Source organism: Microbacterium sp. SS28 (assembly GCF_022761035.1).
GTDB lineage: Bacteria > Actinomycetota > Actinomycetes > Actinomycetales > Microbacteriaceae > Microbacterium.
The window spans coordinates 951,327-975,632 of the sequence record NZ_JAKWJP010000001.1 but is presented as its reverse complement, the minus strand read 5'-3'; the positions used below and the strand labels follow the sequence as shown (position 1 = coordinate 975,632).

At 70.0% G+C, this 24,306-nt stretch carries 24 protein-coding genes; 13 read left to right on the top strand and 11 right to left on the bottom strand.

Annotated elements, in window-relative coordinates; translation table 11 throughout:
- Positions 1-20 precede the first annotated feature (20 nt).
- Entirely contained in the window at positions 21-881 is an 861-nt protein-coding gene (locus tag MJ607_RS04435) for a helix-turn-helix domain-containing protein (protein WP_243074313.1), read from the bottom strand.
- Between the two features lie 71 nt (positions 882-952).
- On the opposite strand from MJ607_RS04435, the gene MJ607_RS04430 reads away from it, so the two are divergent.
- The 3 genes from MJ607_RS04430 to MJ607_RS04420 all read left to right on the top strand — a co-directional run bounded on the left by MJ607_RS04430 (position 953) and on the right by MJ607_RS04420 (position 2,467).
- Positions 953-1,765 (top strand): phytanoyl-CoA dioxygenase family protein, encoded by an 813-nt coding sequence (locus MJ607_RS04430; RefSeq protein ID WP_243074312.1) that lies wholly within the window; start codon positions 953-955, stop codon positions 1,763-1,765.
- 97 nt (positions 1,766-1,862) lie between these two features.
- Positions 1,863-2,276 carry a hypothetical protein gene (locus MJ607_RS04425; protein WP_243074311.1) on the top strand — a complete coding sequence of 138 codons (414 nt, stop codon included), beginning with the start codon at positions 1,863-1,865 and terminating at the stop codon, positions 2,274-2,276.
- Positions 2,273-2,467: a helix-turn-helix transcriptional regulator gene (locus MJ607_RS04420; protein ID WP_243074310.1), complete on the top strand. Its 195-nt coding sequence runs from the start codon at positions 2,273-2,275 to the stop codon at positions 2,465-2,467. Before MJ607_RS04425 ends, MJ607_RS04420 begins: the two co-directional genes overlap by 4 nt.
- 29 nt (positions 2,468-2,496) lie before the next feature.
- Here MJ607_RS04420 and MJ607_RS04415 read toward each other — a convergent pair whose 3' ends face one another.
- Together MJ607_RS04415 and MJ607_RS04410 are read right to left on the bottom strand one after the other, a co-directional pair.
- The gene (locus MJ607_RS04415; RefSeq protein WP_243074309.1) at positions 2,497-3,162 is read right to left on the bottom strand and encodes a GAP family protein; all 666 of its coding nucleotides are present in this window, start codon (positions 3,160-3,162) and stop codon (positions 2,497-2,499) included.
- A 158-nt stretch (positions 3,163-3,320) separates the two neighbouring features.
- Positions 3,321-3,479: a hypothetical protein gene (locus MJ607_RS04410; protein WP_243074308.1), complete on the bottom strand. Its 159-nt coding sequence runs from the start codon at positions 3,477-3,479 to the stop codon at positions 3,321-3,323.
- 190 nt (positions 3,480-3,669) lie between these two features.
- Here MJ607_RS04410 and MJ607_RS04405 point away from each other — a divergent pair, with 190 nt between their 5' ends.
- Both MJ607_RS04405 and MJ607_RS04400 read left to right on the top strand, forming a co-directional pair.
- Complete coding sequence (locus tag MJ607_RS04405) at positions 3,670-4,038, top strand: VOC family protein (RefSeq protein WP_243074307.1); 369 nt, start codon at positions 3,670-3,672, stop codon at positions 4,036-4,038.
- 37 nt (positions 4,039-4,075) lie between these two features.
- Positions 4,076-5,581: an L-serine ammonia-lyase, iron-sulfur-dependent, subunit alpha gene (locus MJ607_RS04400; protein WP_243074306.1), complete on the top strand. Its 1,506-nt coding sequence runs from the start codon at positions 4,076-4,078 to the stop codon at positions 5,579-5,581.
- A 499-nt stretch (positions 5,582-6,080) separates the two neighbouring features.
- Here the strand turns inward: MJ607_RS04400 and MJ607_RS04395 are convergent, their stop codons facing one another.
- A complete protein-coding gene (locus tag MJ607_RS04395) occupies positions 6,081-7,007 on the bottom strand; it encodes a hypothetical protein (RefSeq protein WP_243074305.1) in 927 nt (308 codons plus the stop codon).
- A 987-nt stretch (positions 7,008-7,994) separates the two neighbouring features.
- Between MJ607_RS04395 and MJ607_RS04390 the strand changes: the two genes are divergently transcribed.
- From MJ607_RS04390 to MJ607_RS04375, 4 genes are all read left to right on the top strand, one after another.
- Positions 7,995-8,450, top strand: a complete 456-nt coding sequence (locus MJ607_RS04390; protein ID WP_243074304.1) for an Hsp20/alpha crystallin family protein — start codon at positions 7,995-7,997, stop codon at positions 8,448-8,450.
- 73 nt (positions 8,451-8,523) lie between these two features.
- Positions 8,524-9,135 (top strand): TetR family transcriptional regulator, encoded by a 612-nt coding sequence (locus MJ607_RS04385; RefSeq protein WP_243074303.1) that lies wholly within the window; start codon positions 8,524-8,526, stop codon positions 9,133-9,135.
- 35 nt (positions 9,136-9,170) lie between these two features.
- Positions 9,171-9,974 (top strand): ABC transporter ATP-binding protein, encoded by an 804-nt coding sequence (locus MJ607_RS04380; protein ID WP_243074302.1) that lies wholly within the window; start codon positions 9,171-9,173, stop codon positions 9,972-9,974.
- The gene (locus MJ607_RS04375; protein ID WP_243074301.1) at positions 9,971-10,705 is read left to right on the top strand and encodes an ABC transporter permease; all 735 of its coding nucleotides are present in this window, start codon (positions 9,971-9,973) and stop codon (positions 10,703-10,705) included. The genes MJ607_RS04380 and MJ607_RS04375 overlap by 4 nt, the downstream gene beginning before the upstream one ends.
- A gap of 99 nt (positions 10,706-10,804) precedes the next feature.
- Here the strand turns inward: MJ607_RS04375 and MJ607_RS04370 are convergent, their stop codons facing one another.
- Positions 10,805-11,245 carry a MarR family winged helix-turn-helix transcriptional regulator gene (locus MJ607_RS04370; protein ID WP_243074300.1) on the bottom strand — a complete coding sequence of 147 codons (441 nt, stop codon included), beginning with the start codon at positions 11,243-11,245 and terminating at the stop codon, positions 10,805-10,807.
- A gap of 55 nt (positions 11,246-11,300) precedes the next feature.
- On the opposite strand from MJ607_RS04370, the gene MJ607_RS04365 reads away from it, so the two are divergent.
- The 3 genes from MJ607_RS04365 (at position 11,301) to MJ607_RS04355 (ending at position 17,898) form a co-directional block, all read left to right on the top strand.
- Positions 11,301-13,169, top strand: a complete 1,869-nt coding sequence (locus MJ607_RS04365; RefSeq protein WP_243074299.1) for a DUF2207 domain-containing protein — start codon at positions 11,301-11,303, stop codon at positions 13,167-13,169.
- A gap of 163 nt (positions 13,170-13,332) precedes the next feature.
- A complete protein-coding gene (locus MJ607_RS04360) occupies positions 13,333-15,432 on the top strand; it encodes a glucose PTS transporter subunit IIA (protein WP_243074298.1) in 2,100 nt (699 codons plus the stop codon).
- 189 nt (positions 15,433-15,621) lie between these two features.
- Positions 15,622-17,898, top strand: a complete 2,277-nt coding sequence (locus tag MJ607_RS04355) for an immune inhibitor A domain-containing protein (RefSeq protein WP_243074297.1) — start codon at positions 15,622-15,624, stop codon at positions 17,896-17,898.
- 123 nt (positions 17,899-18,021) lie between these two features.
- On the opposite strand, the gene pgi is transcribed toward MJ607_RS04355, so the two are convergent.
- From pgi to MJ607_RS04335, 4 genes are all read right to left on the bottom strand, one after another.
- Positions 18,022-19,701: a glucose-6-phosphate isomerase gene (gene pgi / locus MJ607_RS04350; protein ID WP_243074296.1), complete on the bottom strand. Its 1,680-nt coding sequence runs from the start codon at positions 19,699-19,701 to the stop codon at positions 18,022-18,024.
- 153 nt (positions 19,702-19,854) lie between these two features.
- On the bottom strand, positions 19,855-20,748 hold the full coding sequence (locus MJ607_RS04345; RefSeq protein ID WP_243074295.1) for a phospholipase: 894 nt from the start codon (positions 20,746-20,748) through the stop codon (positions 19,855-19,857).
- Positions 20,749-21,248: 500 nt separating this feature from the next.
- Positions 21,249-21,872 carry a GyrI-like domain-containing protein gene (locus MJ607_RS04340; protein WP_243074294.1) on the bottom strand — a complete coding sequence of 208 codons (624 nt, stop codon included), beginning with the start codon at positions 21,870-21,872 and terminating at the stop codon, positions 21,249-21,251.
- Positions 21,873-21,905: 33 nt separating this feature from the next.
- On the bottom strand, positions 21,906-22,277 hold the full coding sequence (locus MJ607_RS04335) for a DUF4406 domain-containing protein (protein WP_243074293.1): 372 nt from the start codon (positions 22,275-22,277) through the stop codon (positions 21,906-21,908).
- Between the two features lie 47 nt (positions 22,278-22,324).
- On the opposite strand from MJ607_RS04335, the gene MJ607_RS04330 reads away from it, so the two are divergent.
- Positions 22,325-23,080, top strand: a complete 756-nt coding sequence (locus tag MJ607_RS04330) for a DeoR/GlpR family DNA-binding transcription regulator (protein WP_243074292.1) — start codon at positions 22,325-22,327, stop codon at positions 23,078-23,080.
- Between the two features lie 58 nt (positions 23,081-23,138).
- Here the strand turns inward: MJ607_RS04330 and MJ607_RS04325 are convergent, their stop codons facing one another.
- Positions 23,139-23,681 (bottom strand): NUDIX hydrolase, encoded by a 543-nt coding sequence (locus MJ607_RS04325; protein WP_243074291.1) that lies wholly within the window; start codon positions 23,679-23,681, stop codon positions 23,139-23,141.
- A gap of 67 nt (positions 23,682-23,748) precedes the next feature.
- On the bottom strand, positions 23,749-24,207 hold the full coding sequence (locus MJ607_RS04320; protein WP_243074290.1) for a DUF6194 family protein: 459 nt from the start codon (positions 24,205-24,207) through the stop codon (positions 23,749-23,751).
- Positions 24,208-24,306: the final 99 nt, after the last annotated feature.

Genomic DNA, 24,306 nt, shown 5'->3' with positions numbered 1-24,306 from the left:
GGTGGTCATCGAGCAGATCATCATGACTGCTCCTCGCTGCGTGCTCCGCCGGCCGCGGACGCCGTCGACCACCGTCGACGATAGGCGCTCGGGCTCATCCCGTGAAGATGCGAGAACCGCCGCGAGAAATACAGCGGATCGTCCCAGCCGACATCGCGCGCGATCTCGCCCACGGCCCGATCGGTTGACGAGAGCAGCTGTGCCGCGCGCGTGAGCCGTTCACGCTCGACATAACGCTGGGGAGGGATGCCGAGACTCGCCGTGAACAGATGCGTCAGCCGCGACGGCGAGAGCGTCGCGATGCGCGCGAGCGCCTCGACGCCCAGGTCCCCCGCGAGGTCGGCGCCGACGTGCTCCATGACCCGCAGCAGACGCTCGTCGACGCGGCCGCGCAGGGGGTTCTGCGTGTCGAGCCACAGGAGTGCGGCTTCGAGCGCGTTCATCGCGAACATCTCGGACTGCGCGAGTGATCCCGTCGACGATCGCGCGCACGTGCGCAGCGCCGCGAGGACGCGCGGGCGCATCTCGCCCGCCGCGTGCACCCGGCCGACGCCGCCCGCCTCGACGGGCCAGTCCAGGAGCGGCAGCCACTCGGCGCGCGGATGGAAGTGCGCGAAGACGAGCGACCACGAATCGACGGCGGTGCCGTAGTCGTGCGGCGCGTGGGGCCGCAGCAGCACCGTGTCGCCGACACCCGACACGATCGTGCCGGTGGGCCCGACGACGCGGCCGGCGCCGGCCACGGTGTGGATGAGGAGCCAGTCCGAGGTGCCCCGCTCACGCCACGTCGTGTAGTCGGCGCCCTCCGTGAACTCGCCCGCGACGACGCGGACGACGTGCGGATGCGTCGCTTCCCGTGGCGCAGCGGTCGGTGCGCTCACAGCAGGATCTTCCATGCCATCGCCCGATCATCCCATGGCGTGACTCACTGCAACAGGAGAGAGTTGCCGCCATGTCCATCACCGCCAGCACTGTCCCGGGTCTCGCCGACGAGTACCGGGAGCACGGCGTCGTGCACGTTCGGGGTCTTCTCGACCCCGCCGAGGTCGCCGAGATTCGCACTGTCTTCATGGAGCAGGTCGAGCGCGACCGCTCCATCGGGCGCGACGACAACATCGCCGCCGACGACGTTCTCGCGCAGTATCCGCGCTTCGTCCACCCGCACCGCCGCACCGATCTCGCCGTCGGCCGGCTCGCGCGTCGGTGGATGCTCGACCCGCGCATCGCGGGGCGGGTCGCCGAGATGGTGGGTCCCGTGCACGCGGCGCAGTCGATGTTCTACTTCAAGCCGCCGACCGCGCGCGGTCAGGCGCTGCACCAGGACAACATCTTCCTGCAGTCGCACCCCGAGACCTGCATCGCGGCGTGGATCGCGATCGACGACTGCGACGGCGAGAACGGCGGGCTCAAGATCGTGCCCGGCTCGCATCGCTACGAGATCGTCTGCCCCGACGAGGCCGACCCCGAGGAGTCGTTCACGAGCACCGCGATCACCCTCCCGGAGGGGTTCTCGGCGGTGCAGACCGAGCTCGCCGCGGGCGACGTCCTCTTCTTCCACGGAAGCATGGTGCACGGCTCGGGTCCCAACCGCTCCGCCGATCGCTTCCGCCGGTCGCTCATCTTCCATTACGTCCCGGTCGACAGCGTCGAGATCGCCCGCTTCTACAACCCGCTGCTCGCGCTCGACGGGATCGAGGTCACGATCGCCGAAGCTGCCGACGGCGGGGCCTGCGGCGACGGATGGGCGCCGGTCGCGCCGCACTGACGGCGCGGCATCCGTCTCCCGGCGTGTCAAGCACGCTTGACTTCTACGAGGCCCACGCCTAGCGTGTCAAGCGTACTTGACTCGTGAGGAGCGGATCGTGGAGCAGAAGCAGGGCACGACGGCCTATCAACCCCTCGCCGGCATCGGCTGGCTCGCGATCTGGACGATCGCGTGGCTGGCCACGCTCGCGCTCGCGCAGTTCGCGCCCGAGGCGCTGTGGGACGCGCAGCCCGTCCTGAGCTGGATCGCGATCGCGCTCAACGTCGCCGTCGGCATCGTCTGGATCGCGTCATACGCCCGGTTCCTGCGCGGCGCCGACGACCTGCAGCGCAAGATCCAGATGGATGCCATGGCGGCGGCGCTGGGGGCAGGGCTCGTGGGCGGATGCGCCTACGCGGCCGCGAGCAGCGCCGGGCTCGTGTCGTTCGACTCCGACATCGCGTTCCTGATCGCGCTCATGGCGGTCGCGTATCTCATCGCGATCCTCGTCGGAAGTCTGCGGTACCGGTGAGGAATCACGTGCGGGCGCTGCGCACCGAGCGCGGCTGGACGCAGCTCGACCTCGCCGTTCAGCTCGGTCTCTCGCGGCAGTCGGTCAACGCGATCGAGAAGGAGAAGTTCGACCCGAGCCTGCCGATCGCCTTCCGCATCGCGCGGCTCTTCGACCTGAGCATCGAGCAGATCTTCCTCGACGAGGGCTGACCAGCGCTCGCGGGGTCAGCGGTCGCGTGTCAGAGCCGGCCGATCCCCATGGCGACGATGACGACGCCGATGAGCATCACGATCGCGGCCGTGATCGCCTCGCCGTTGCGGGTGAGCCATTCGCGCGTGTCGACGAGCCGCGGCTCCATGCGAGCGGGCGCCGCCAACGACGCGATGATCGGCACCGCGACCGTCGAGGCGCCGATGAGCGTGTACAGCGCGATCGCGACGACCGCGTCGGTGAGGGATTCGGCATCGGCGCGCAGGCTCAGTCCCGCGGCTGCAGCGATGAGGAGTGCCTTGGCGCGGAAGTTCAGCAGCAGTGCGAGCCCGAACGACGACCAGGGGCCCAGGGTCTCGGTCGTGCGCAGCCACGCCGGGAGCGAGTGGTCGGTGCGCCGGCGGGCGCGCCACAGCGAGAAGATGCCGAGCCCGATGAGCGCGATGCCGATGATGATCTCGAGGACGCCGACCACTTCGTCCTGCCGGCGCGGCAGGCGCGACGCCGGGACGAACTGCGCCGCCAGAGTGCAGAGCGTCACGACGAGCACCATGCCCACGACCCACCCGATGAGGAACGGGAGGGCCGAGCGCGAGCGGTTCGGCGAGAGCAGGATCAGCAGCGCCACCATGATCGGCAGCGTGCTGAGCGCGAGCGCGACGGCGAGGGGCAGCACATAGCCGATCGCCTGCATCCGCCCTACTCCCTCAGTGCGCGCTCGCCGCGCCGCACCTGCACGGCGAGGCGTCGCTTCACACTAGCGAAGAGCGGTGGCGTCGCGCGGGGTGCGCGTCACGCCGGGTGAGGGCGCTCGGGAGGAGGCGTCCGGTTCGCGGAGCGCTGTGTCGTCGGTCAGGCCCCGCGCCGGATGTAGCGCATGAGGCCGAGGATGATCGCGACGACGAGGATGATGATCCCGATCCACAGGAGGAACTGCGCCGTCTGGACGAAGATGCCCAGGAGCAGCAGGACGATTCCGACCACGAGCAGGATCACGGCTAGTGCTGTCATGAGCATGACTCTGGCGGCGACGTCGCGCGCCGTCGACCCCCTTGAAGCGCACCCGCGGATGTGCCATACGCGTCGTGGCCCCGGCCGTCCCGCGGTGCTACCGTGAGCCGCGGCATCCGGTCGTCCTCGCTGTCCGCGCCTCAGCCGTCGTCGTCCTCGTCGTCCTCGTCATCCTCGTCCGGGAGGGACCATGCAGCTCGTCCAGATCGCACAGCACGCCGACGACCTCGAGCGCGCGTCCGCCTTCTATCGCCGGCTGCTCGAGTCGGATCCGATCGGCCTCTTCGACCCGCCGGGGCTGCTCTTCTTCAACCTCGACGGCGTGCGACTGCTGCTGGACCGCAATGCGCCGTCGTCGCTCGTGTACGTGCGCGTCGACAACGTGCACGAGACGATCGAGCGCCTCACCGGAGTCGAGGTGGTCGCCCGCCCGCACATGATCTTCGCCCACGCGGACGACACCCTCGGGCCCGCCGGGCAGGAGGAGTGGCAGGCGTTCATCCGCGACTCCGAGGGCAACACCGTCGGGCTCATCTCGTTCCACCCGCGCGAGGAGTAGCCGCCGGGGGATCCGCGTCGGCGCGTAGCCTGGAGGGGTGAGCGCCTACGTCTCGGCGTTCGAGCTGTTCTCCATCGGAGTAGGACCCTCGAGCTCCCACACGGTCGGTCCCATGCGGGCCGCCCTCGATTTCGCGGCGCGCCTGCGCGCCACCGGCCACCTCGAGCGCGTCTCCCGCGTCGCGTGCACGCTGTACGGATCGCTCGGCGCGACGGGCATCGGCCACGGCACGCCCGATGCCGTCGTCGCGGGGCTGCAGGGCGAGGCCCCCGACACGGTGGATCCGGATGCCGTCCGCAAGGCCTGGACGGACTGGCCCGACGGGCGCGTCCTGATGCTGGACGGCACGCACGGCATCGCCTTCGCGAAGACCGACATCGCCTTCGCGCCCCGCACGCGCCTGCCGGGGCATCCCAACGCGATGACGCTCGAGGCGTTCGCCGGCGATGGTGCGGCGCTCGCCGAGTCGACCTACTACTCGATCGGGGGAGGGTTCATCCGCCGCGACGGCGAGTCTCCGACCGTCACCGCCGCTCCCTTCCCGCACCGCTTCGACAGCGCGGGAGAGCTGCTCGCGATCTGCGACGAGCGCGGGCTGACGATCGCCGAGGTCGCGCGCCTCAACGAGGAGGCCCTCCGCACCGATGTCGAGATCGCGGCTGGTCTCGACGCGATCTGGGACGCGATGGCCGGATGCATCGAGGCGGGACTGCGCGCCGATGGTGAGCTCCCCGGCATCCTGCGTGTCAAGAGGCGCGCCGCCTCGATCCGTCGCCAGCTCGAGGATGCCGAGTCGAGCGGACACCGCGAGCTGCCGGGCGAGTGGCTCGGCGCCTTCGCGCTCGCCGTCAACGAAGAGAACGCGTCGGGTGGCCGTGTCGTGACGGCTCCGACGAACGGCGCGGCCGGCATCCTCCCCGCTGTCGCGATGTACTGGTGGCGCTACCTGGCCGACTCGGGCCTCGGCGCGGGCAACGCCGTGACGCCCTACGGCGAGCTGGTCGGGAGCGCGCTCTTCGGCTACCAGGGGCGGCCGCTGGCCGAGGGGCGAGGCGACGAAACGGCGCCCATCGACGAGGGGCTCGTGGCCGAGGCGAACCGGCGGCGCGGCATCCGTCGATTCCTGCTGACCGCCACCGCGCTCGGGTCGCTCTTCAAGGCGAACGCCTCGATCTCGGGCGCAGAGGGCGGGTGCCAGGCCGAGGTCGGATCGGCGTGCGCGATGGCCGCCGGCGGCCTCACGGCCGTCATGGGCGGCACGAACCGCCAGATCGAGAACGCCGCCGAGATCGCGATGGAGCACCACCTCGGCCTCACGTGCGATCCGGTCGGCGGGCTCGTGCAGATCCCGTGCATCGAGCGCAACGCGATCGCCGCCTCGACCGCCGTGACCGCCGCGCGCCTCGCGCTGCGCGGCGACGGCTCGCACTACGTCTCGCTCGACGCCGTCGTCGAGACGATGCGCCAGACGGGCATCGACATGTCGCACAAGTACAAGGAGACGAGCGAGGGCGGCCTCGCGGTCAACGTCATCGAGTGCTGACGCGGGGGTCCTCGGGTGGGGGCCTCGCGTGGGGGCCTCGGGTGGGGTGAGTTGGTGCCGCGTGCGCGGCCCGGATGCGACCGCGCCTCACCCTGAAAATGGGTGCGGCTTCGGTGTGGGGTGAGTCGGCGTCGCATGCGCGGGCCGGTTGCGACCACGCCTCACCCCGGATGTGGGTGTGCGGGGTTCGCGTGGGGTGAGTTGGTGCCGCGTGCGCGGCCCGGATTCGACCGCGCCTCACCCTGAAACTGGGTGCGGCTTCGGTGTGGGGTGAGTCGGCGTCGCATGCGCGGGCCGGTTGCGACCACGCCTCACCCCGAATGTCGGCGCGGGTTCGCGTCGGGTGCGCTGGTGCCGCGTGCGCGTCCGGGAGGCGACGTTGTCTCACTCCCGCGCCCCGCGCTCGATCAACGAGCGGGGCGGCTCAGGGTCGGGGCGGCGACGATCCACCCCGATGAGTCAGGACGCGAGATGCTGCGGCGCGGCTTGCACGTCGGGATCAGGCATCCGGATCCCAACCGCGGCGCAGGAGCGTCTCTTTCACGAGCTGAACCCCGTATGGCGCGTTCTCGAAGGGCGAGTGCCCGCGGACGTGCCGGGCGGTGAGGCGCACGACTTCCCAGCCACACGCGGCGTATGCGTGGTACTTCTCGATGTCGCGGTCCCACTGGGTGCGGTTGGTCCGGTGATGGTCGCCCTCGATCTCGACGATCGTGCGCTGGCCGCGATAGACGATCTCGCTGATGCCGCAGAGACGACCGGCGTCGTCGCGGATCTCCACGTCGAGCTCGGGTTCGGGCAGGCCGGCGGCTGCGGCATCCATCCGATACTCGGACTCGAGCGGCGAGGAGCTGCCGACACGAATCTGCTCGAGGGCATCGAGCAGCTTGATGGCGCCCCTCCGTCGGCCGGTCTCCGCCGCGACTCGGAGCCGCCCGATCGTCGAGACGCGCGCGCCGGGCCGCGGCCGCCCGCGATCGTCGCGTGTCACCCGGACGAGTGCATCGCCGACGGTGACGAGTTCGCGCACCGTGAGTTCCCGACCGAGCATCGCCCAGGCCGAAGCGGGACTTGCCACGGGGAGTCCTTCGTGAGTGCTCACGTGGACGAGATGCTCCGCGACCTTTCGACGACGGATGCCGCGGCGCTGCGGGGCGGAGTGGGGCGGGCAGGCCGCCACCTCGAGCCGGGGCCCAGGGTCGATAGGCGCTCCGTAGAGGGCGAGCGCGGTCCGACCTGCGAAGAACGCCCACGGCGCCATGACGGTGGCCAAGGCGCGCGCTTCGCGCAGCACGAGTCGCCTGTTCACCTCGTCGACGGACAGCCAGTCGTCGAGATCGGGCTCTTCGGGTTCGAGCGTGGGCGCGATGCGAGTGCCGCGGAATGGGCGCTCGAGATCCTTGGCTCGCAGGCGGCGGGGTGTCACGCCGGCACCGAGCGCCTCCCCGCAGGAGAAGGTGTGCGTCAACGTTGCGGGCAGCGGTGCGGGGGATGCAGGCATCCCACACTGTCGAACCTCGGCCACGTCGGCGCGGGCTGCGGCGGACGATCCGGGGACAGGCCCGGGAGTCGATGCCCTGGGGAGGAAGCCGCGAGAAGGGGTGATCTGTCGTCGGATCCGTGGACGCGATGCGGCAGTTGCTCACCCCGCCGTGGACGGGCGCATGGGGTGAGTTGGCGTCGCGTCGCGCGCCACGACCCGGCAGGTACTCACCCCACCGGGTTCGCGCAATCGGGAGAGGGTGATTCTCCGTCGTCCCTGGGGCCGCGACCCGGCACAAACTCACCCCACCGAGGACGGGCGCATTCGCATGGGGTGAGTTCGGGTCGCGTCGCGCGCAACGACCCGGCGCGTACTCACCCCACCGGGTTCGCGCAATCGGGAGAGGGCGATTCTCCGTCGCCCGTGGGGCCGCGACCCGGCACATACTCACCCCGCCTCGGAAGGGCATCTTCGCCTGGGGTGAGTTCGCGTCGGTTCGCGCGGGTGGACCAGGCACAAACTCACCCACCTCGGAGGGGAGTATCCGCATGGGGTGAATTGGCGTCGCGTCGCGCGCGTCGACCCGGCACAAACTCACCCACCGCGGAGGGGCGTATCCGCATGGGGTGAGTTCGCGTCGCGTCGCGGGCGACGACCCGGCACAAACTCACCCCACCGAGGAGGGGCATGTCCGCAGGGGGTGAGTTGGCGTCGGTTCCCGCGCGACGACCCGGCAGGTACTCACCCCACGACCGGCGCCGCGCCCCGCACTCACCCCACCGAACGCCAGCGGACGGATGTCGCGCACGCGCCCGTTCGCCGCCCGCGAACTCCTGGCACTCTCACGTGTCGAGTGCTAATCTGGTCGCAGTTGAGTCGACCCGGCTCAACTTTGAAACCTCAACGAACCCCTCATCAGAAGGAGACGAAATGGCCAGCTACGACCCGTTCCGCGACCTCGACCGCCTCGCGTCGAGCCTTCTCGAGACGCGGCGAGGACCCCGTCGCATGCCGATGGACCTTTACCGCGACGGCGACCACTACGTGCTGACCGCCGACATGCCGGGCGTCGACCCGGGCTCGGTGGACATCGACGTCGACGGCCAGCTGCTGACGATCCGCGCCGAGCGCTCGCTCACGACCGGCGAAGGCGTCAAGTGGATCACGCGCGAGCGCGAGGCGGTGAGCTTCCTGCGCCAGCTCAACCTCGGACAGGGCATCGACACCGAGCGCATCACAGCCAACTACTCGAACGGGGTCCTGAGCGTCACGATCCCCGTGAGCGAGAAGGCGAAGCCGCGCAGGGTCGAGGTCTCGTCCGACTCCGGCGCCCCCACGATCCAGGCGCACGAGAACCGCGACGAGCCGCAGCCGATCGAGCAGTGAGCTGATCGCGCAGCCCCTCGCGAACCGCCCCCGAGCCCGTGCTCGGGGGCGGTTCGCGCTCTAGGCTGACGCCATGCCCGAGCACGTCGCTCCCAAGAGCCGCAGGCGCGGGCGCCCGCGCGGCGGCGAGACGGGTGCCCGCGAGCGCATCCTCGCGTCCGCGATCGAGGAGTTCGGCGAGCAGGGATACGACGGCGCGACGATCCGCGGCATCGCGACGCGCGCGGGGGTGGACTCGGCCCTCGTGCACCACTACTTCGGCACGAAGGCCGACCTGTTCGCCGAAGCGGTCGGCGCGCCGATGCGTCCCGACGTCGATGTACCCGCCCTGCTCGCGGGGCCGCGCGACGAGCTCGGAGAGCACATCGTGAGGTACGTCCTCGAGATGTGGGAGCGGCCCGAAGTGCGCAAGCGCGGCGTCGTGCTGATGAGGCACGCGCTCGGCAACCGGCTCGCGACGCCGCTCATGGCGGGGTTCCTCTCGCGAGAGCTCGTGGGCAGGATCGCCGCCGAGCTCGGCACGCCCGATGCCGAGCTGCGCGCGACGCTCGTCGCGTCGCAGATCGCAGGACTCCTCCTCGCGCGGCACGTGCTGAAGCTGCCCGCGATGACTGCGGCATCCGTCGACGATCTCGTCGCCTGGGCGGGGCCCACGGTGCAGAGGTACCTCGTCGGCACCCCTTGACGCCCGACGGCGCGGGGAGGATTATTCATCGCGTGATGAATAACTCGCCCGGCAGCGCCGTCGAGGTGCGCGGACTGCACGTCCGCCGCGGAACGACCGAGGTCTTCACGAGCCTCGATCTCGACATCCCGCGCGGTCAGATCACGGGCCTCATGGGCCCCTCCGGATGCGGCAAGACGACGCTCATCCGCTCGATCGTCGGCGTGCAGAAGGTCGCGGGCGGCACCGTCACGGTGCTCGGCGAGCCCGCCGGCACGACCGCGCAGCGCCGCCGCGTCGCGTACGACACGCAGGCCGCGTCGGTGTACGGCGACATCACGATCCAGCAGAACCTGCGCTACTTCGCGCGGATCATCGGCGCCCCCGCGCAGGACGTCGACCGCGTCATCGAGCAGGTCGGACTGAGCGACCAGGCCAAGCAGACCGTCGACAGCCTGAGCGGTGGGCAGGAGAGCCGCGTCTCGCTCGCCATCGCGATGCTCGGCAGCCCCGAGCTGCTCGTCCTCGACGAGCCGACCGTCGGTCTCGACCCCCTGCTGCGGTCCGAGCTGTGGGCGATCTTCCGCGGCCTCGCCGACGACGGCGCGACGATCATCGTGAGCAGCCACGTCATGGACGAGGCCCTGCGCTGCGACCGGCTCGTGCTGCTGCGGGGCGGCCGCATCATCGCCGACACGACTCCCGACGGCCTGCTCGCCGACACAGGGCAGACGGATCCGGATGCCGCATTCCTCGCACTCATCGAGAGGGATGCCGCGGCATCCGCCGAATCGCATCCCCAGACGCGCCGCTCCCTGCGACAAGCTCAGGAGCCCGACTCCGAGGGACCCGTGCAATGAACGGCGCGCGCACCTTTGCGACGGCGGGCCGCGTGCTTCGGCAGCTGAGCCACGACCACCGCTCGATCGCTCTCATGCTCATCGCGCCGAGCCTTCTCGTCGGCCTGTTCGCGTGGCTGTTCAGCGATCAGGAGGGTGTCTTCGACATCTACGGGCCTCCGATCCTGGCGCTCTTCCCGTTCATCATCATGTTCCTCATCACGTCGATCACGACGCTGCGCGAGCGCCGCTCGGGCACCCTCGAGCGGCTCATGACGACGCCGCTCGGCAAGGCCGACTTCATCCTCGGCTACGCCCTCGCATTCGGTCTCATGGCGATGATCCAGGCCATCGTCACCGTGTCGTTCGCCGTCCTCGTGTGCGGCCTCGACCCGGAGGGGCCGGCGTGGCAGCTGGGACTCGTCGCCGTGTCCGACGCCGTGCTCGGCATGGCGCTCGGCCTGCTCGCGAGCGCGTTCGCCCGCACGGAGTTCCAGGCTGTGCAGTTCATGCCGCTCATCGTCTTCCCGCAGATCCTGCTCGGCGGACTTTTCATGCCGCGCGACCAGATGCCCGACGCGCTGTACGCGATCAGCAAGGTGCTGCCGCTGAGCTACGCGATCGACGCGATCAACGCCGTGACGGCGGGCGACGAGGGGTGGGACGTCTACGGCCCGCTGCTCGTGGTCGGCGGGTTCCTCGTCGCCGCGCTGGTGCTCGCGTCGCTGACATTGCGGCGTCGCACGCCGTAGGTCGCCGGGCGCCGGGCCAGCAGCCGGGTCCAACCGAGCGATGGCTGGGATGCCACCCCTCGGCAGGTTCGGGGGCCGGCCTTGCGACCGGCAGCCGGGTCAGCAGCCGGGTTCGACGCGGCGCAGCTTGGCGGTCAGCTCGCGCAGCTGCGTGAGCTCGCCCTCGCTGAGGACCGACATCCGCTCGGCGATCGCGCGACCGTGCGTCGACGCGAGCCGCCGGAACATCGCCGCCCCCTCGTCCGTCGCGTGCACGAGGGCGCCGCGCCCGTCGTCGGGGTCGGCGCACTTGGACAGCAGGCCGCGCGTCACCATGCGGTCGACGAGGCGCGAGACGCTCGGCTGGCTGATGAGCATGTTCGCCGTCACGTCGCGCAGCCGCGCGGTCTGATCCTCGCCGCGCGTCACGGTCAGCAGCACGTCGTACTCCGCCTGCGAGAGCGTCGTGCCCTCGAAGTCGCCGCTGATGTCGCCGAACACCTCGTGCTGCGCGCGGAAGAGGCTCTCCCACGCGTCGATCGCGAGTCGCCGGTCGGTCATAGGCACAACTTTACGGCGAACACGGTGTCTGCGGGCGGGGCCTTAGGCTGACCGCATGGGCAGGCTCGTCCGGCGTGTCGCCGTGTTCATCGTCGCGGCATCCGTCCTCGTCGTCGGTTTCGGCGTCGTCTCGAGCCTCGTGCCCGCCGACGAGTCGACGGCGTCGGTCTCCACCGATCTCGACGACTTCCGGTTCGCGAGCCTCGACGTCGACTACACGCTGGGTCGCGCCGACGACGGCGCGAGCACGCTCGAGGTCGTCGAGCGGTTCGTCGCGGTCTTCCCCGAGTACGACCAGAACCGCGGCATGCGCCGGCTCGTGCCGGACATGTATCTCGGCGTGCCCGTGCGGCCGGAGTTCGTGTCGATCACAGACGGCGAGGGCGGTGAGCGGCCCGCCGAGGTCGAGCACGAGGACGGCGTCTTCTCGATGACCTCCCGCGCCGACGACTACGTGCACGGCGAGCAGACGTACGTCTTCACGTACACGCTCGAGAACGTCGTGCTGCCCGACGGCGAGGCGGGTGCCGACGAGTTCTACTGGAACGTCAACGGTCTCGAGTGGCCGCAGTCGTTCGGCCGTGTGACGGCGACGCTGCATCTCGACGAGACGCTCGCCGCCGCGCTGACCGGTGCGACCGCGTGCTACCGCGGATACGAGGGCTCGACCGAGACGTGCGCGATCGAGACGAGATCGGCCCTCACGCCCACTCCAGACGCCGCTGACGCGGCGCCCGGAGCCTCGGGGCGGGTGGACCCGGCTTCGACCGAGGTCTTCGCCGAGACCGGCGAGCTGCTGCCGTACCAGACCATGACGATGGCGGTCGGGTTCGAGCCCGGCACCTTCACGCCGTTCGACTCGTCGTACTTCGCATCGACGTGGGGCTGGCTGCAGGCGGTCTTCGCGGTCGGCGTCCTCGGCGGCGTCGGCTGGGCGTTCGTGACGCGGTCTCGCCGGCTGCGCGACGAGACCGGCCGTCCGACGATCATCGCGGAGTACACGCCGCCCGCCGCGATCGACGCCCTGGAGAGCGCCGTCCTGCTCGGGCGCACGTCCAAGGGGATCCCCGCCGAGGTGCTCGAGCAGGCCGTGGTCGGCAGCATCCGGATCCTGGAAGGCGACCCCGGCTGGTTCGGGAAGGTGAAGCTGCGGGCCCAGCTGGTCGACCCGTCGCGCGCCGACGGCGACGGCCTCATGCTCCTCGACGGCCTCTTCCCGGGCTTCGCGCCGGGGGAGGAGTACGAGTTCGGGCAGACCGACCGCCGGCTGTCGTCGACGGCGCAGAAGATCCTCAAGGCCGCGAACACCGAGCTGCAGCGACGCGGCCTGCGCCGGAAGGTGCCCGTCCTCGTGCGTGCGCTTCCGATCGTCGCGACGGGCATTGCGGCCGGGCTCGTGTTCCTCTTCGGCGTGACCGCGCTCGACGCCGCCGTCGTCGAGTGGGTGCCGCTCGTCGTCATAGTCCTGGCTGTGCTCGCCGAGCTGCTCGTGATCGGGCTCGTGTCGCACAAGCCGCTCACGGCGCTCGGCGCCGAGACGCGCGATCACCTCGCGGGCCTCAAGGTCTTCATCGAGTGGGCGGAGGCAGACCGCATCCGGATGCTGCAGTCCCCGCAGGGCGCCGAGCGGGTCCGCGTCGACACGACGGATCGCCGCGAGATGCTCCGGCTCTACGAGACCCTGCTGCCCTACGCCGTCGTATTCGGCCAGGAGAAGCAGTGGGCGAAGGAACTCGCCGTGCTGTACGGCGACGGCGGATCGCCCGGCTGGTACGCGGGCTCCAGCGGGTTCAGCGCATCGGCCTTCTCGTCCGGGATCGGCACGCTCTCGACGAGCACGTCCGCCTCGTCGTCCTCCGGCGGGTCGGGCGGCGGAGGCTCGGCCGGCGGGGGCGGCGGGGGCGGCGGCGGAGGCGGCGTCTAGCCTCGCCCTCGCGTCTCACCCGATGCGGGCGACACGGTGTCGCCGCCCGCATCGCAGGCCCTCGCGCGCGGCCACCCGCGCCGATAGCATCCGGATTGACGGGTGCGGGGAGCTCGGGTCCCGTCGTCGGGCAATGCGAACAGGACGGTCGAAGGAGATTCCCATGGCTTCCAACTCAGCGGCAGACATCGTCAAGGCGGTGGGAGGTGCCGCGAACATCCAGAGCCTCACGCACTGTGCGACGAGGCTCAGATTCCAGCTCCGCGACGGCGGCAAGGTCGACACGGCGGCGGTCGAGGCCGTGCCCGGCGTCATGGGGGCGGTGCCGCAGGCAGGCGACCGGTTCCAGGTCGTCATCGGCGGCGGAGTGCAGAACGTCTACAACGACATCCAGGCGCTGCCCGAGATGCAGGACGGCGGGGGCGCCGCTCCCGCCGAGGAATCGCTCGACGACATCAAGGCGCGCGAGCGGGCGAAGGGCGTCCGCGGCAAAGTCGCGTGGATCGACTCGTTCTTCGAGTTCCTGTCGGACTCGTTCCGGCCGATCCTCGGCGCTCTGCTCGGGGCATCCTTCTTCATCACGTTCATGGCGCTCATGGCGACGCTCGGCGTGATCCCGCCCTGGAACGCGCCCGGCGTGACCCTCGACCCCTCGTGGGCATTCATCAACCTCATGTGGCAGTGCGTCTTCGTCTTCCTGCCGCTCATGGTCGCGTACAACGCCTCGGCAAAGATCGGCGCCGACCCGTGGGTCGGCTTCTCGATCATGGCCGTGCTCATGCTGCCCGGATTCGCCGCGCTCAAGGGCGAGGCGACCGAGCAGGTCGTCTTCGGCTCGACGGTGTTCATCGTCCCGATCTTCGGCTTCCCGCTGACGATCTTCGACTACAGCTCGCAGGTCTTCCCGCCGCTGCTCATGGCGGCCGTCCTCGGCCCGCTCTACAAGCTGCTGCGCAAGATCATCACGCCGAACCTGCAGCTCATTTTCGTCCCGTTCTTCGCGATGCTCATCATGATCCCGCTGACGGCCTTCATCATCGGCCCGATCGGCGTCTACGCGGGCGCCGCGCTCGCTCAGGGCCTGGCCGCGATCAACCAATGGTCGCCGTTCATCTTCGCGATCATCATTCCGCTCGCGTATCCGTTCATGGTGCCGCTGGGTCTGCACTGGCCGATCAACGCGGTCATGCTGCTCAACATCAACACGCTCGGGTACGACTTCATCCAAGGCCCCATGGGCGCGTGGAACTTCGCGTGCTTCGGCGCGACGGCGGGCGTCCTCGTTCTGTCGCTGCGTCACCGCGACACGCAGATGCGGCAGACCTCGACGGGTGCGCTCGCGGCGGGTCTGCTCGGCGGCATCTCCGAACCGTCTCTGTACGGTATCCATCTGCGGTTCAAGCGCATCTATCCGCGCATGCTCGTCGGGTGCTTCGTGGGCGGTCTCGTGATCGGCGTCGGCAGCCTCGTCCTGGGCCTGCCGGACGGCGTCACGACGACGGCGTTCGTCTTCACGTCGCTGCTCACGATCCCCGCGTTCAACCCGATCGGGCTGTACGCGATCGCGATCGCGGCTGCCTTCTTCACGGCGATGTTCCTCGTGATCTTCTCGAACTTCCGCACGCCCGAGCAGCAGGCGGAGTTCGAGGCGGCACGCGACGCCGCCGAGGCGGCTGCCGCTGCCGAGCACCTCGCCCCTGCGACGGTCGAGGCCTCCGCAGGACGATCGATCGACGCATCGGATGCCGCACCCGCGGCCGCGGCAGTGGCCGCGCCGACCGCGACGGCGGTGCTCGAGAGGGTCGCGATCGAGGTCGCGGCCCCGCTCGCCGGCAGGGTCATCGCGCTGTCCGAGGTGCCCGATCCCGTCTTCGCGGGTGGGGTCATGGGTCCGGGAGCAGCCATCGAGCCCACGGGCGACACGGTCTACTCGCCCGGCCCGGGCGTCGTGGCGGCGGCCCAGCCGACCGGGCACGCCTTCGGGATCGTGCTCGACGGCGGACTCGAGGTGCTCATCCACGTCGGCATCGACACGGTGAACCTCGGCGGTGAGGGCTTCGACGTGAAGGTCAAGAACGGCGACCGCGTCGAACTCGGCACGCCGCTCGTGGTCTTCGACCGCGCCGTCATCGAGAAGGCGGGCTACCCGCTCGTCACGCCCGTGATCATCCTGAACGCGGACGACTTCGGGGACGTCGCCCCCGTGCTCGAAGGCACGGTCGAGCCGGGAGCCTCGCTCATCACGGTCGAACCCAAGGAGTAGCCGAACAACAGGATGGGACGGGATGCCGGTGCCGCCGGCATCCCGTCCCATCTTCGTGCGCTCGTCGCGAACCCCGCCCTTCGAATGTGAGAACCGGCTCATACCCCTTCTCTTCGACTCCTCGCGCTGTTAGATTCCCCGGCGGGGTGCTCGGTGATCCCGAGTACGAAACTGAAGAAGGAGTAACGCGTGAAACGACGCATCCGCGGCCTTGGGGCCGTCGTTGCGGCGGGCGCGACAGTGCTGGCGAGCGTGGCCATCGTGCCCGCAGCCGTCGCTGCGCCTGCCGACGATTCGCAGCCGACCGCAGCGCAGCGACTGGACAACCGGCCAGGACCGCTGACAGACCGCCAGAACGAGCGGCGAAAGGCCGCTCAGAGACTGATCCTGTCGGGGCAGGCGGCCCCGAACGAAGACGGCGTCGTGACGCTCGCCCAGGACAAGTACTTCGAGGCGACCCTCGAGGGAACGGCGCAGGTCTTCACGATCCTCGCCCAGTTCGGCACGCAGGGCGACAAGAAGCTCGGCACCGTCCCCGGGCCCTTGCACAACGAGATCCCGCAGCCCGATCGGTCGGTGAACAACAGCACCCACTGGCTCCCGGACTTCAACACGGGCTCGTATGAGGACCTGTTCTTCGGCGACGGCGAGTCGTTCAAGGACTTCTACCTCAAGCAGTCGTCCGGCGCGTACTCGGTCGCGGGCGAGGTGAGCGACTGGGTGACGGTTCCCGGCAACGCTTCGACGTATGGCGACAACGCGGTCGAGGACTTCGGCGGCGCGTGGAAGTTCATCCAGGACTCGGGCAACGCGTGGTACGCCGCGCAGAAGACGGCCGGCAAGACCGACGCCCAGATCAACGCGGAGCTCGCATCCTTCGATGTCTGGGACCGCTACGACGCGGACGGCGACGGTGACTTCGACGAGCCCGACGGCTACCTGGATCACTTCCAGGCCGTGCACGCGGGCGAGGGCGAGGACGCGGGAGGCGGTGCACAGGGCGAGGACGCGATCTGGTCGCACCGCTGGTACGTCAACTCGACCGACTACGGCCTGACCGGCCCGAGCGAGACCGCCAAGTTCGGCGGCGCGAAGATCGGCAACTCCAACTACTGGATCGGCGACTACACGGTCGAGGCCGAGAACGGCGGGCTCGGCGTCTTCGCGCATGAGTTCGGCCACGATCTGGGACTGCCCGACTTCTACGACACGAACGGCGGCGAGAACTCGACGGCCTTCTGGACGCTCATGTCGAGCGGCTCGTGGCTCAACCACGGCGGCGAGGACATCGGCACGACGCCCGGCTACATGGGCCCGTGGGAGAAGCTGCAGCTCGGCTGGCTCGACTACGACGTCGTGGATCCGGGTGAGAGCGGGAGCTTCACGCTGAGCCCCGCCGCGCTGCAGGTGTCCGATCAGTCGCAGGCTCTCGTCGTGGATGTCCCCGACGAGGCCGTCACGACGGACTACGCGACGCCCGCCGGCGGGCACGCCTGGTGGACCTCGAGCGCAGACGACCTGAACACGACGCTCACGCGGACGCTCAACCTGACCGGCATCGCGAAGGCGTCCGTGTCGGCGAGCGCCTGGTACGACATCGAGGACGGCTTCGACTACCTCTACGCCGAGTACAAGCCGGCCGGAGCCGCCAACTGGACGACGCTCGCGACGATCAGCGGCACGACGAAGGACAAGTGGACGGGGCTCAAGCTCACGGTGCCCGGCGGCGGGAACGTGGACTTCCGGTTCCGTTACCAGTCCGACGGGGGCGTGCACCTCGGCGGAGCGTTCATCGACGACATCGTCGTGAAGGCGAACGGCAAGACGCTGCTCTCGGACAACGTCGAGACCGGCGCGAACGGGTGGACCGCGGCGGGCGGCTTCAAGATCAGCACGGGCAGCGAAGAGGCCGTGGGCGACCGCTACTACCTGCTCGAGAACCGCACCTACGTGGGCTACGACTCGACGCTGGAGGTCGGGCCGTACCAGTTCAGCAACGGCATCACGAAGCCCGACTGGGTCGAGCGGTTCCCCTTCCAGGACGGCCTGCTCGTGTGGGCGGTCGACGAGACCTACAGCGACAACAACACGATCGACCACCCTGGGCACGGTCTCGCGCTCCCGGTCGACGCGCGGCCGGTGAAGTTCACGTACTCCGACGGAACGGGGCCGAGCAACCGGCGTCAGCCGTTCGATGCGACCTTCGGTCTGCAGGCGACGGACGCCATCGCCCTGCACAAGGAGGTCGTCGTCGGGAAGGGCAGCAAGGCCACCGTCCAGACGCTGGAGGCCGCCGCGCCGTCGAACGCCGGCATCGCGACCTTCGACGACTCGGTGATCGACCGGTACTTCAGCACGACGAACCCGCTCGGGGGCGTCTACGTCGCGGGAGCCGGCGTGACGGCGACCGTGACCGAGCAGAACACCGGCGGAACGCTCCGGGTCGACGTCGTCAACCCCGAGTAGTCCTCGGACAGCAAAGGGCCCGCCTCCTCACGGAGGCGGGCCCTTTCCCTGTGTCAGCCGATCTTCGTGTCCCTCTCGGGCCGGACGTGCGCCGTGCGAGTCCGGCCCGCAAGGGACACGGGTCTAGGAGCGGTGCGCCTTGTAGTACTCGAGGAGCGCCTTGGTGGAGGCATCCTGAGCCTGCAGCGCCGCGTCGTCGCCCTCGAGCGCGGGGGCGATCTGCAGGGCGAGCTGCTTGCCCAGCTCGACGCCCCACTGGTCGAACGAGTTGATGCCCCAGATGACGCCCTGCGTGAAGGTGATGTGCTCGTAGAGCGCGATGAGCTCGCCGAGCACGCGCGGGGTCAGCGCGGGCGCGAAGATCGACGTCGTCGGGCGGTTGCCCGCGAACGTCCGCGCGGCGACCAGGGCGCCGGTCGTGCCCTCCGCCTCGACCTCTTCCGCGGTCTTGCCGAAGGCGAGCGCCTTCGTCTGCGCGAGGAAGTTCGCGAGGAACAGCCCGTGCACGTCGCGACCTTCGGACTCGAGCGGGAACGCGGGGTTCGCGAACGCGATGAAATCGGCGGGGATGAGGCGCGTGCCCTGGTGGATCAGCTGGTAGAACGCGTGCTGGCCGTTCGTGCCCGGCTCGCCCCAGAAGACCTCGCCCGTGTCGCTCGTGACGGGGGAGCCGTCCCAGCGCACCGACTTGCCGTTGGACTCCATCGTGAGCTGCTGCAGGTACGCCGCGAAGCGGTGCAGCTGCTGCGCATAGGGCAGGACGGCGTGCGTCTGCGACCCGAGGAAGTTCGTGTACCAGACGTTGAGCAGGCCCAGCAGCACGGGCACGTTCTCGGCGAGCGGCGTCGTCGCGACATGCTCGTCGACGGCGTGGAAGCCCGCGAGCAGCTCGCGGAAGACGTCGGGACCGAGCGAGATGACGAGCGACAGGCCGATCGCCGAGTCGACGGAGTAGCGGCCGCCGACCCAGTCCCAGAAGCCGAACGCGTTCGCGGGATCGATGCCGAACGCCGCGACCTTGTCGAGCGCCGTCGAGACGGCGACGAAGTGGTGCGCGACGGCATCGGTCTTGGCCTTCTCGCTGCCGTCGATGGCTCCGGATGCCTCGAGCCCGGCCCACAGCCAGTCGCGCGCGAGGCGAGCGTTGGTGAGGGTCTCGAGCGTCGTGAAGGTCTTGGACGCGACGATGAAGAGCGTCGTCTCGGGGTCGAGGCCCGCGGTCTTGAGCGCGATGTCGGCGGGGTCGATGTTCGAGACGAAGCGCGCCGTGATGCCGGCATCGGCGTACGGCTTGAGCGCCTCGAAGATCATGTACGGGCCGAGGTCCGAGCCGCCGATGCCGATGTTGACGACGGTCTCGACCTTCTTGCCCGTCACGCCGCGCCAGTCGCCCGAGCGCACGCGCTCGCCGAAGGCGTCGAGGGCGTCGAGCACAGAGTGCACGTCGGCGTCGACATCCTGCCCGTCGACGGTGAGACCGGGCGCCGCACCCGGCGGGCGCCGCAGAGCCGTGTGCAGGACGGCGCGGTCCTCACTCGTGTTGATGTGCTCGCCCGAGAGCATCGCGGCGTAGCGGTCCGCGACGCCCGTCTGCTCGGCGAGGCGCACGAGGCTCGCGAGCAGCTCGTCGGTCACGAGGTTCTTCGACAGGTCGACGTGCAGGTCGGCGAGCGTGAAGCTCAGCTTCGCGACGCGATCGGGGTCTGCGGCGAACCAGCCCCGCAGATCGGGGGTGAAGCTCGCGCGGTGCGCGTCGAGTTCGGCCCAGGCGGACGTTTCGGTGGCATCGATGGGGGCACTCACGGGGTCCACGCTAGCGCGGACGCCCTTCCCGCCGCCCCGGTGTGACGCGGGACATCACGGCAGCCGGGCGGTCGCCGAGCCTGCCGAGGCATCGAACCTCGACCCCTCGGCAGGCTCGCGGACCGAATGGCCGCTCGGAGACCGAAAGGCCGCTCAGTACCAGTTGGTCGCGTTCGAGTGGGCCCACGCGGCGCACGGCGAGCCGTACGAGCCGTTGATGTAGTTCAGGCCCCAGCGGATCTGGGTCGTCGCGTTCGTCTGCCAGTCGGCCCCGACGCTCGCCATCTTGTTGCCGGGAAGGGACTGCGGGATGCCGGTGGCACCGCTTCCCGCGTTGTACGCCTGGTAGTTCCAGCCCGACTCGCGGGTCCAGAGCTTCTCGAGGCACGAGAACTGGTCGCCGCCCCATCCGTACTCGCCGATCATCTGCTGGGCCGTCGCCTTCGCCCCTTCCGGGGTGTTCGCGGCGGCGAGGGCTGCGGCAGCGGCCGCTGCGGCGGCGGCCTGCGCCTCCGCCTCACGCTGCGCCGCGGCGGCGGCATCGGCGGCCTGCTTCGCGGCGTACGCCTCGTCGAGACGTCCCTGGAGCGTCGCGGTCTGCGCCTCGACGCGATCGGCCTCGTCAGCGGTGTCATCCGCGACGCCCGGGAGGAGGAGCAGCGGGAGAAGGTCCATGTCGTCGAGGCGGGTGATCGCGTCGCGCAGGTCGGACGTGTCGACGCTCGTGACGGCTCCGACGTCGAGACCGGACGCCTCGACGGCGGCCGTGACGGAGAAGGCATCCGCGAGCGCGCGGCGTGCGTCGCCGAGGGTGTCTTCGGAGTCCGCCTTGATCTCGGCGAGCGATTGGATCGGCATCGCGAGGCCGGCGCCCGAGGAGGCGAGCGGACCGGTGCCCGTCGTACTCGGGATGCTCGCCGAAGCGGAGACGGCCGTCAGGCCCACGAGCGCGGCGGTGCCGAGAACGACGCCGACGGCGATGCCGGTGGATTCGAAGGGGCGGCGAGAGGTTGTGCGGGCAGATCGGGGCGGGCGCATCAGAAGCATGCGTGGAACGTCCTTGGGGGTGTCGCGGAACCGGCGGCGCGCGCCGATGTGCGCCCTCGGGACGGGCGCGAAACCCCGAGTCTGCAGGGCTCTTCTGGACGAACCCCCAGGTCTTCCTGGGAAGGCCGTGTGTGCGGTTCTTCGAGAAAGGGCCGATCAGAGGGCTGGAATTCTCACGAAGATCTCATGTGCGTGGATGGCTGGAGCGGCGGCGGGGAGGTTTCGATACGCTCCGCCTTCGGCGGGGCTACTCAACCTTGCGTCGCGTCGCGTCAACGCGGGCTGCGCTCGCATTGACCCGACGCGACGCAAGAGTAAGGGCCGGTCGGAGAGGCTCCCGACCGGCCCTTGTCCCTTGCACCAAGAGTGTCCTGCAATCACATGTCGGTAGCTGCCACAGCAAAACAACTACCTGAGAGCACTCTATAACGACGAGGTAACGGAAGGGAAGAGGTCCGCGTTATCTTTTCGTGATTCTTTTTCAACGCACAGCCGACGCCTCATCGGCTCACAGGAACGACGGGCTGCCGCAGGATCGTCCGGAGCTTCTCGGGGGCCGTCCGGCGGGGGTCGCCGAGGTAGATCTCGTGGTGTCGGCCCGTCATGCGGAGCCCGTGCGCGGGGATGAAGCCGTCGTGCATCTCATGCAGGACGGGGCCCTCGTCGTCGTACGAGCCGATGTGGAGCGTCTGCACCGCGAGGCCCTCGTCGAGCGTCTCGAGCCGGATCGCGTCGAGCGCCGGTGCGCCGCCCTTGCGCTCGACGGCCGCGCGGGCCGCGTCCAGATGCTCCATCGTGAGCCAGTCCGGCGTGAGGATCATCGCGGTCCAGCTCCACTGCGACTTGTCGCGCGCGATGGTGAAGGACTCCATGTCGTCGGCCCACCACAGCGCCTCGAGCGGCATGACGACGTAGTCGCGGTCGAGGTCCTTCTTGCTGAGGAACTTCAGGGCGTACGCGACGGGATAGAGGGTCGTGAGGGCATCCCGGTACTGCTCCGACGTGTTCGGATCGCCGTGCCCGTCGATCATGAGGAAGCTGCTCGCCGGCACCGTCACGATCTCGAATCGGCCTCGCGGAGCGGAGTAGGTCGGGATCGCGGTCTTGAAGTCGACTTTGGTCATCGTCCTCCTCCTGGCTCTGGGTGGCCGCCCCGCCTACTGTCGCACGCCGGGCACGTCGGCGAGGGCCGTGTAGACCGGGATGCCGCGCTCGCGGGCGATCGCGACATCCTGATCCGCGCCCTTCGATTCGCCGGGCAGCCGCAGCACGCCGTCGCAGTGCTGAAGCAGCCGGTGAGCGGTCGGGTACATCACGTCGGCGGCCAGCGGATCGCCGGGACCGCTCGCACCCGCGCTCGAGAGGACGGGGAGTGCGACCCATTCGCCGATCATCGGGATGTGCCCCGCCTGGAAGAGCGGCCAGGCGGCTTCCTCGAGTCGGTCGAGGTTGCGGCGCATGAGGGCGGGGTCGCCGTTCGTGCCCGAAGCGTAGGGTCCAGCGATCAGAATCATCAGAGGCTTGGTCATACGTGCCACAATAGTGCACAAACGTGCAAGAACGTGAAGGAGCATGCATGCTCGCGGCATCCCGCAAAGATCTCCTGCTCGACCGTCTGCGCAGCGAGGGCCGTATCGTCGCGAAGGACCTGGCAACAGAGCTGGGGGTGTCCGAAGACAGCATTCGCCGCGATCTGCGCGAACTCGCCGCGGCGGGGCTTGCGGTGCGCGTCTACGGTGGGGCGCTCCCGGCGTCGCCCGCCGTCGTCGACTACGCGGCGCGACAGAGCGTGGCGACCGACAGCAAGCAGCGCGTCGCGCGGTTCGCCGCCGGGCTCATCGAGCCCGGCAGCACGGTGCTGATCGACGGAGGGACGACGGCGCTCGCGACCGTGCACGCGCTGAGCCGCACGACCGAGTGCACGATCATCACGCACAGCCCGACGATCGCCGCGGCACTGCTCGACCACGCCGCCGAGGTCATCATCCTGGGCGGTCGCCTGTTCAAGCACTCCGCCGTCGCGAGCGGCGCGGCGGCCATGGAGGCGGCGCTCGCGGTGAGCGCCGACCGCTTCCTGCTGGGCGTGACGGGCATCCACGAGACGGCGGGACTCACGACCGGCGACGCCGACGAGGCCGCGATGAAGCGCGCGCTGGCGGGTCGCGCGGGCGAGACCTATGTGCTGGGCAGCGCCGAGAAGATCGGCGCGGTGTCGCGCTACCCGGTGCTCCCGCTCGCCGAGGTGGCGGGGATCATCGTCGACGCCGCCCACGCGTCACCGACCCTCGGCGCCCTCGCCGAACGCGGAGTGCGGATCCTGCCGGCCGAATGAGCGGCCCGGGCCGCACGGGGGCCTCGGATGCCTCGCGCACGGTGAAGCCGCGAAAAGCTCAGCGGAACCGGCCCAGCCGGATCCCCGCGTGCGCGATCGCCGCGATCGACTCGCCGTCGCTGATCTCGCCCGATGCGATGAGCGCGAGGACCTCGCCGAACGGCAGCCAGCGGACGCCCTCGATGCCCTCTTCGCGCTGCGACGACGCGGCGTCCGTCACCAGGCGCAGATCGCGCGCGAGGTAGATGTGCTCGGGGGCGTTCGCGATGCCGTTCAGGGCGTCCATGTCGCCGAGGTGCGTCCACTCGGCAGCCGAGAAGCCGGTCTCCTCCAGCAGTTCGCGCTGTGCGGCGATGAGCGGATCCTCACCGTCCGACCCGCCCGCGGGCACCTCGAGCGACACCCGCCCTGTCGCGTAGCGGTCGAGCGAGACGAGGCACACGCGATCCTCGGTGTCGAGGGCGACGACGAAGACAGCGGGATGCCGCATCTCGACGACTCCGTAGATGCCTTCGCCGTGCGGTCCGACGACATCGTCCTCGTGCACGCGGATCCACCGGTTCTCGTAGACGGTGCGAGAGGCGAGCGTCTTCCAGGGCATGTCAGCCACCCTACGGGCGCGCCGATGCCGCGCGGTCGGTGCGTGGAGCCTTCAGCGCGGCAGGCGATCAGGTCGACGGATGCTGCGCCCGGCGCTCGGCGCGAGCCCGGGCATCCCGATACGCACTCTCCAGCAGCGTGCGGACGGCGGCCCCGGTGCGCTCGGCCGGGGTGATGACGGCGACCCAGCCGAGCGATCCGTAGACGGGATGGGGGAGTATCGCGTCAGCCTCGGTGAAGTCGACCGGTTCCGGAAGGCCGCCGACGAGCTCGTCGAAGGCGCGATGCCCCACGTGGATGTTGAGCCGCCACCGGTCGCCGCCGAGGCCCGCGGCCGCGTCGTCGGGGTAGTCCTTCGTCACGATCGTCGCGAACGGCTGCGCGTGGGCGGGCACCTCGCCGTCGGGCGCGTAATAGAAGAAGTGGTCGCCCCATGCGATCTCGGGGAACGGCCCGCCCGCCTCGGGGGCGAGCTCGAGGATCCCTTCGTACGCGCGCAGCTGCGCGAGGACCGCCTCCATGCTCATGACCCCAGTGTGCTCCTCCGCCGCCGCGCGGCGCCTTATTCACGGCGCACGGGGAACCCGTATGGTCAGACCACAGCGCAGAATGGGGACGCGAGGAGG

Bases quoted from the DNA above. Each gene is read 5' to 3' on its own strand.
- MJ607_RS04365 (WP_243074299.1), top strand. From the start codon at position 11,301: ATGGGCAGGCTCGTCCGGCGTGTCGCCGTGTTCATCGTCGCGGCATCC.
- MJ607_RS04370 (WP_243074300.1), bottom strand. From the start codon at position 11,245: ATGACCGACCGGCGACTCGCGATCGACGCGTGGGAGAGCCTCTTCCGC.
- MJ607_RS04325 (WP_243074291.1), bottom strand. From the start codon at position 23,681: ATGCCCTGGAAGACGCTCGCCTCTCGCACCGTCTACGAGAACCGGTGG.
- MJ607_RS04335 (WP_243074293.1), bottom strand. From the start codon at position 22,277: ATGACCAAGCCTCTGATGATTCTGATCGCTGGACCCTACGCTTCGGGC.
- MJ607_RS04340 (WP_243074294.1), bottom strand. From the start codon at position 21,872: ATGACCAAAGTCGACTTCAAGACCGCGATCCCGACCTACTCCGCTCCG.
- MJ607_RS04360 (WP_243074298.1), top strand. From the start codon at position 13,333: ATGGCTTCCAACTCAGCGGCAGACATCGTCAAGGCGGTGGGAGGTGCC.
- MJ607_RS04375 (WP_243074301.1), top strand. From the start codon at position 9,971: ATGAACGGCGCGCGCACCTTTGCGACGGCGGGCCGCGTGCTTCGGCAG.
- MJ607_RS04390 (WP_243074304.1), top strand. From the start codon at position 7,995: ATGGCCAGCTACGACCCGTTCCGCGACCTCGACCGCCTCGCGTCGAGC.
- MJ607_RS04385 (WP_243074303.1), top strand. From the start codon at position 8,524: ATGCCCGAGCACGTCGCTCCCAAGAGCCGCAGGCGCGGGCGCCCGCGC.
- MJ607_RS04410 (WP_243074308.1), bottom strand. From the start codon at position 3,479: ATGACAGCACTAGCCGTGATCCTGCTCGTGGTCGGAATCGTCCTGCTG.
- MJ607_RS04320 (WP_243074290.1), bottom strand. From the start codon at position 24,207: ATGAGCATGGAGGCGGTCCTCGCGCAGCTGCGCGCGTACGAAGGGATC.
- MJ607_RS04380 (WP_243074302.1), top strand. From the start codon at position 9,171: ATGAATAACTCGCCCGGCAGCGCCGTCGAGGTGCGCGGACTGCACGTC.
- MJ607_RS04345 (WP_243074295.1), bottom strand. From the start codon at position 20,748: ATGCTTCTGATGCGCCCGCCCCGATCTGCCCGCACAACCTCTCGCCGC.
- MJ607_RS04330 (WP_243074292.1), top strand. From the start codon at position 22,325: ATGCTCGCGGCATCCCGCAAAGATCTCCTGCTCGACCGTCTGCGCAGC.
- MJ607_RS04415 (WP_243074309.1), bottom strand. From the start codon at position 3,162: ATGCAGGCGATCGGCTATGTGCTGCCCCTCGCCGTCGCGCTCGCGCTC.
- MJ607_RS04405 (WP_243074307.1), top strand. From the start codon at position 3,670: ATGCAGCTCGTCCAGATCGCACAGCACGCCGACGACCTCGAGCGCGCG.
- MJ607_RS04430 (WP_243074312.1), top strand. From the start codon at position 953: ATGTCCATCACCGCCAGCACTGTCCCGGGTCTCGCCGACGAGTACCGG.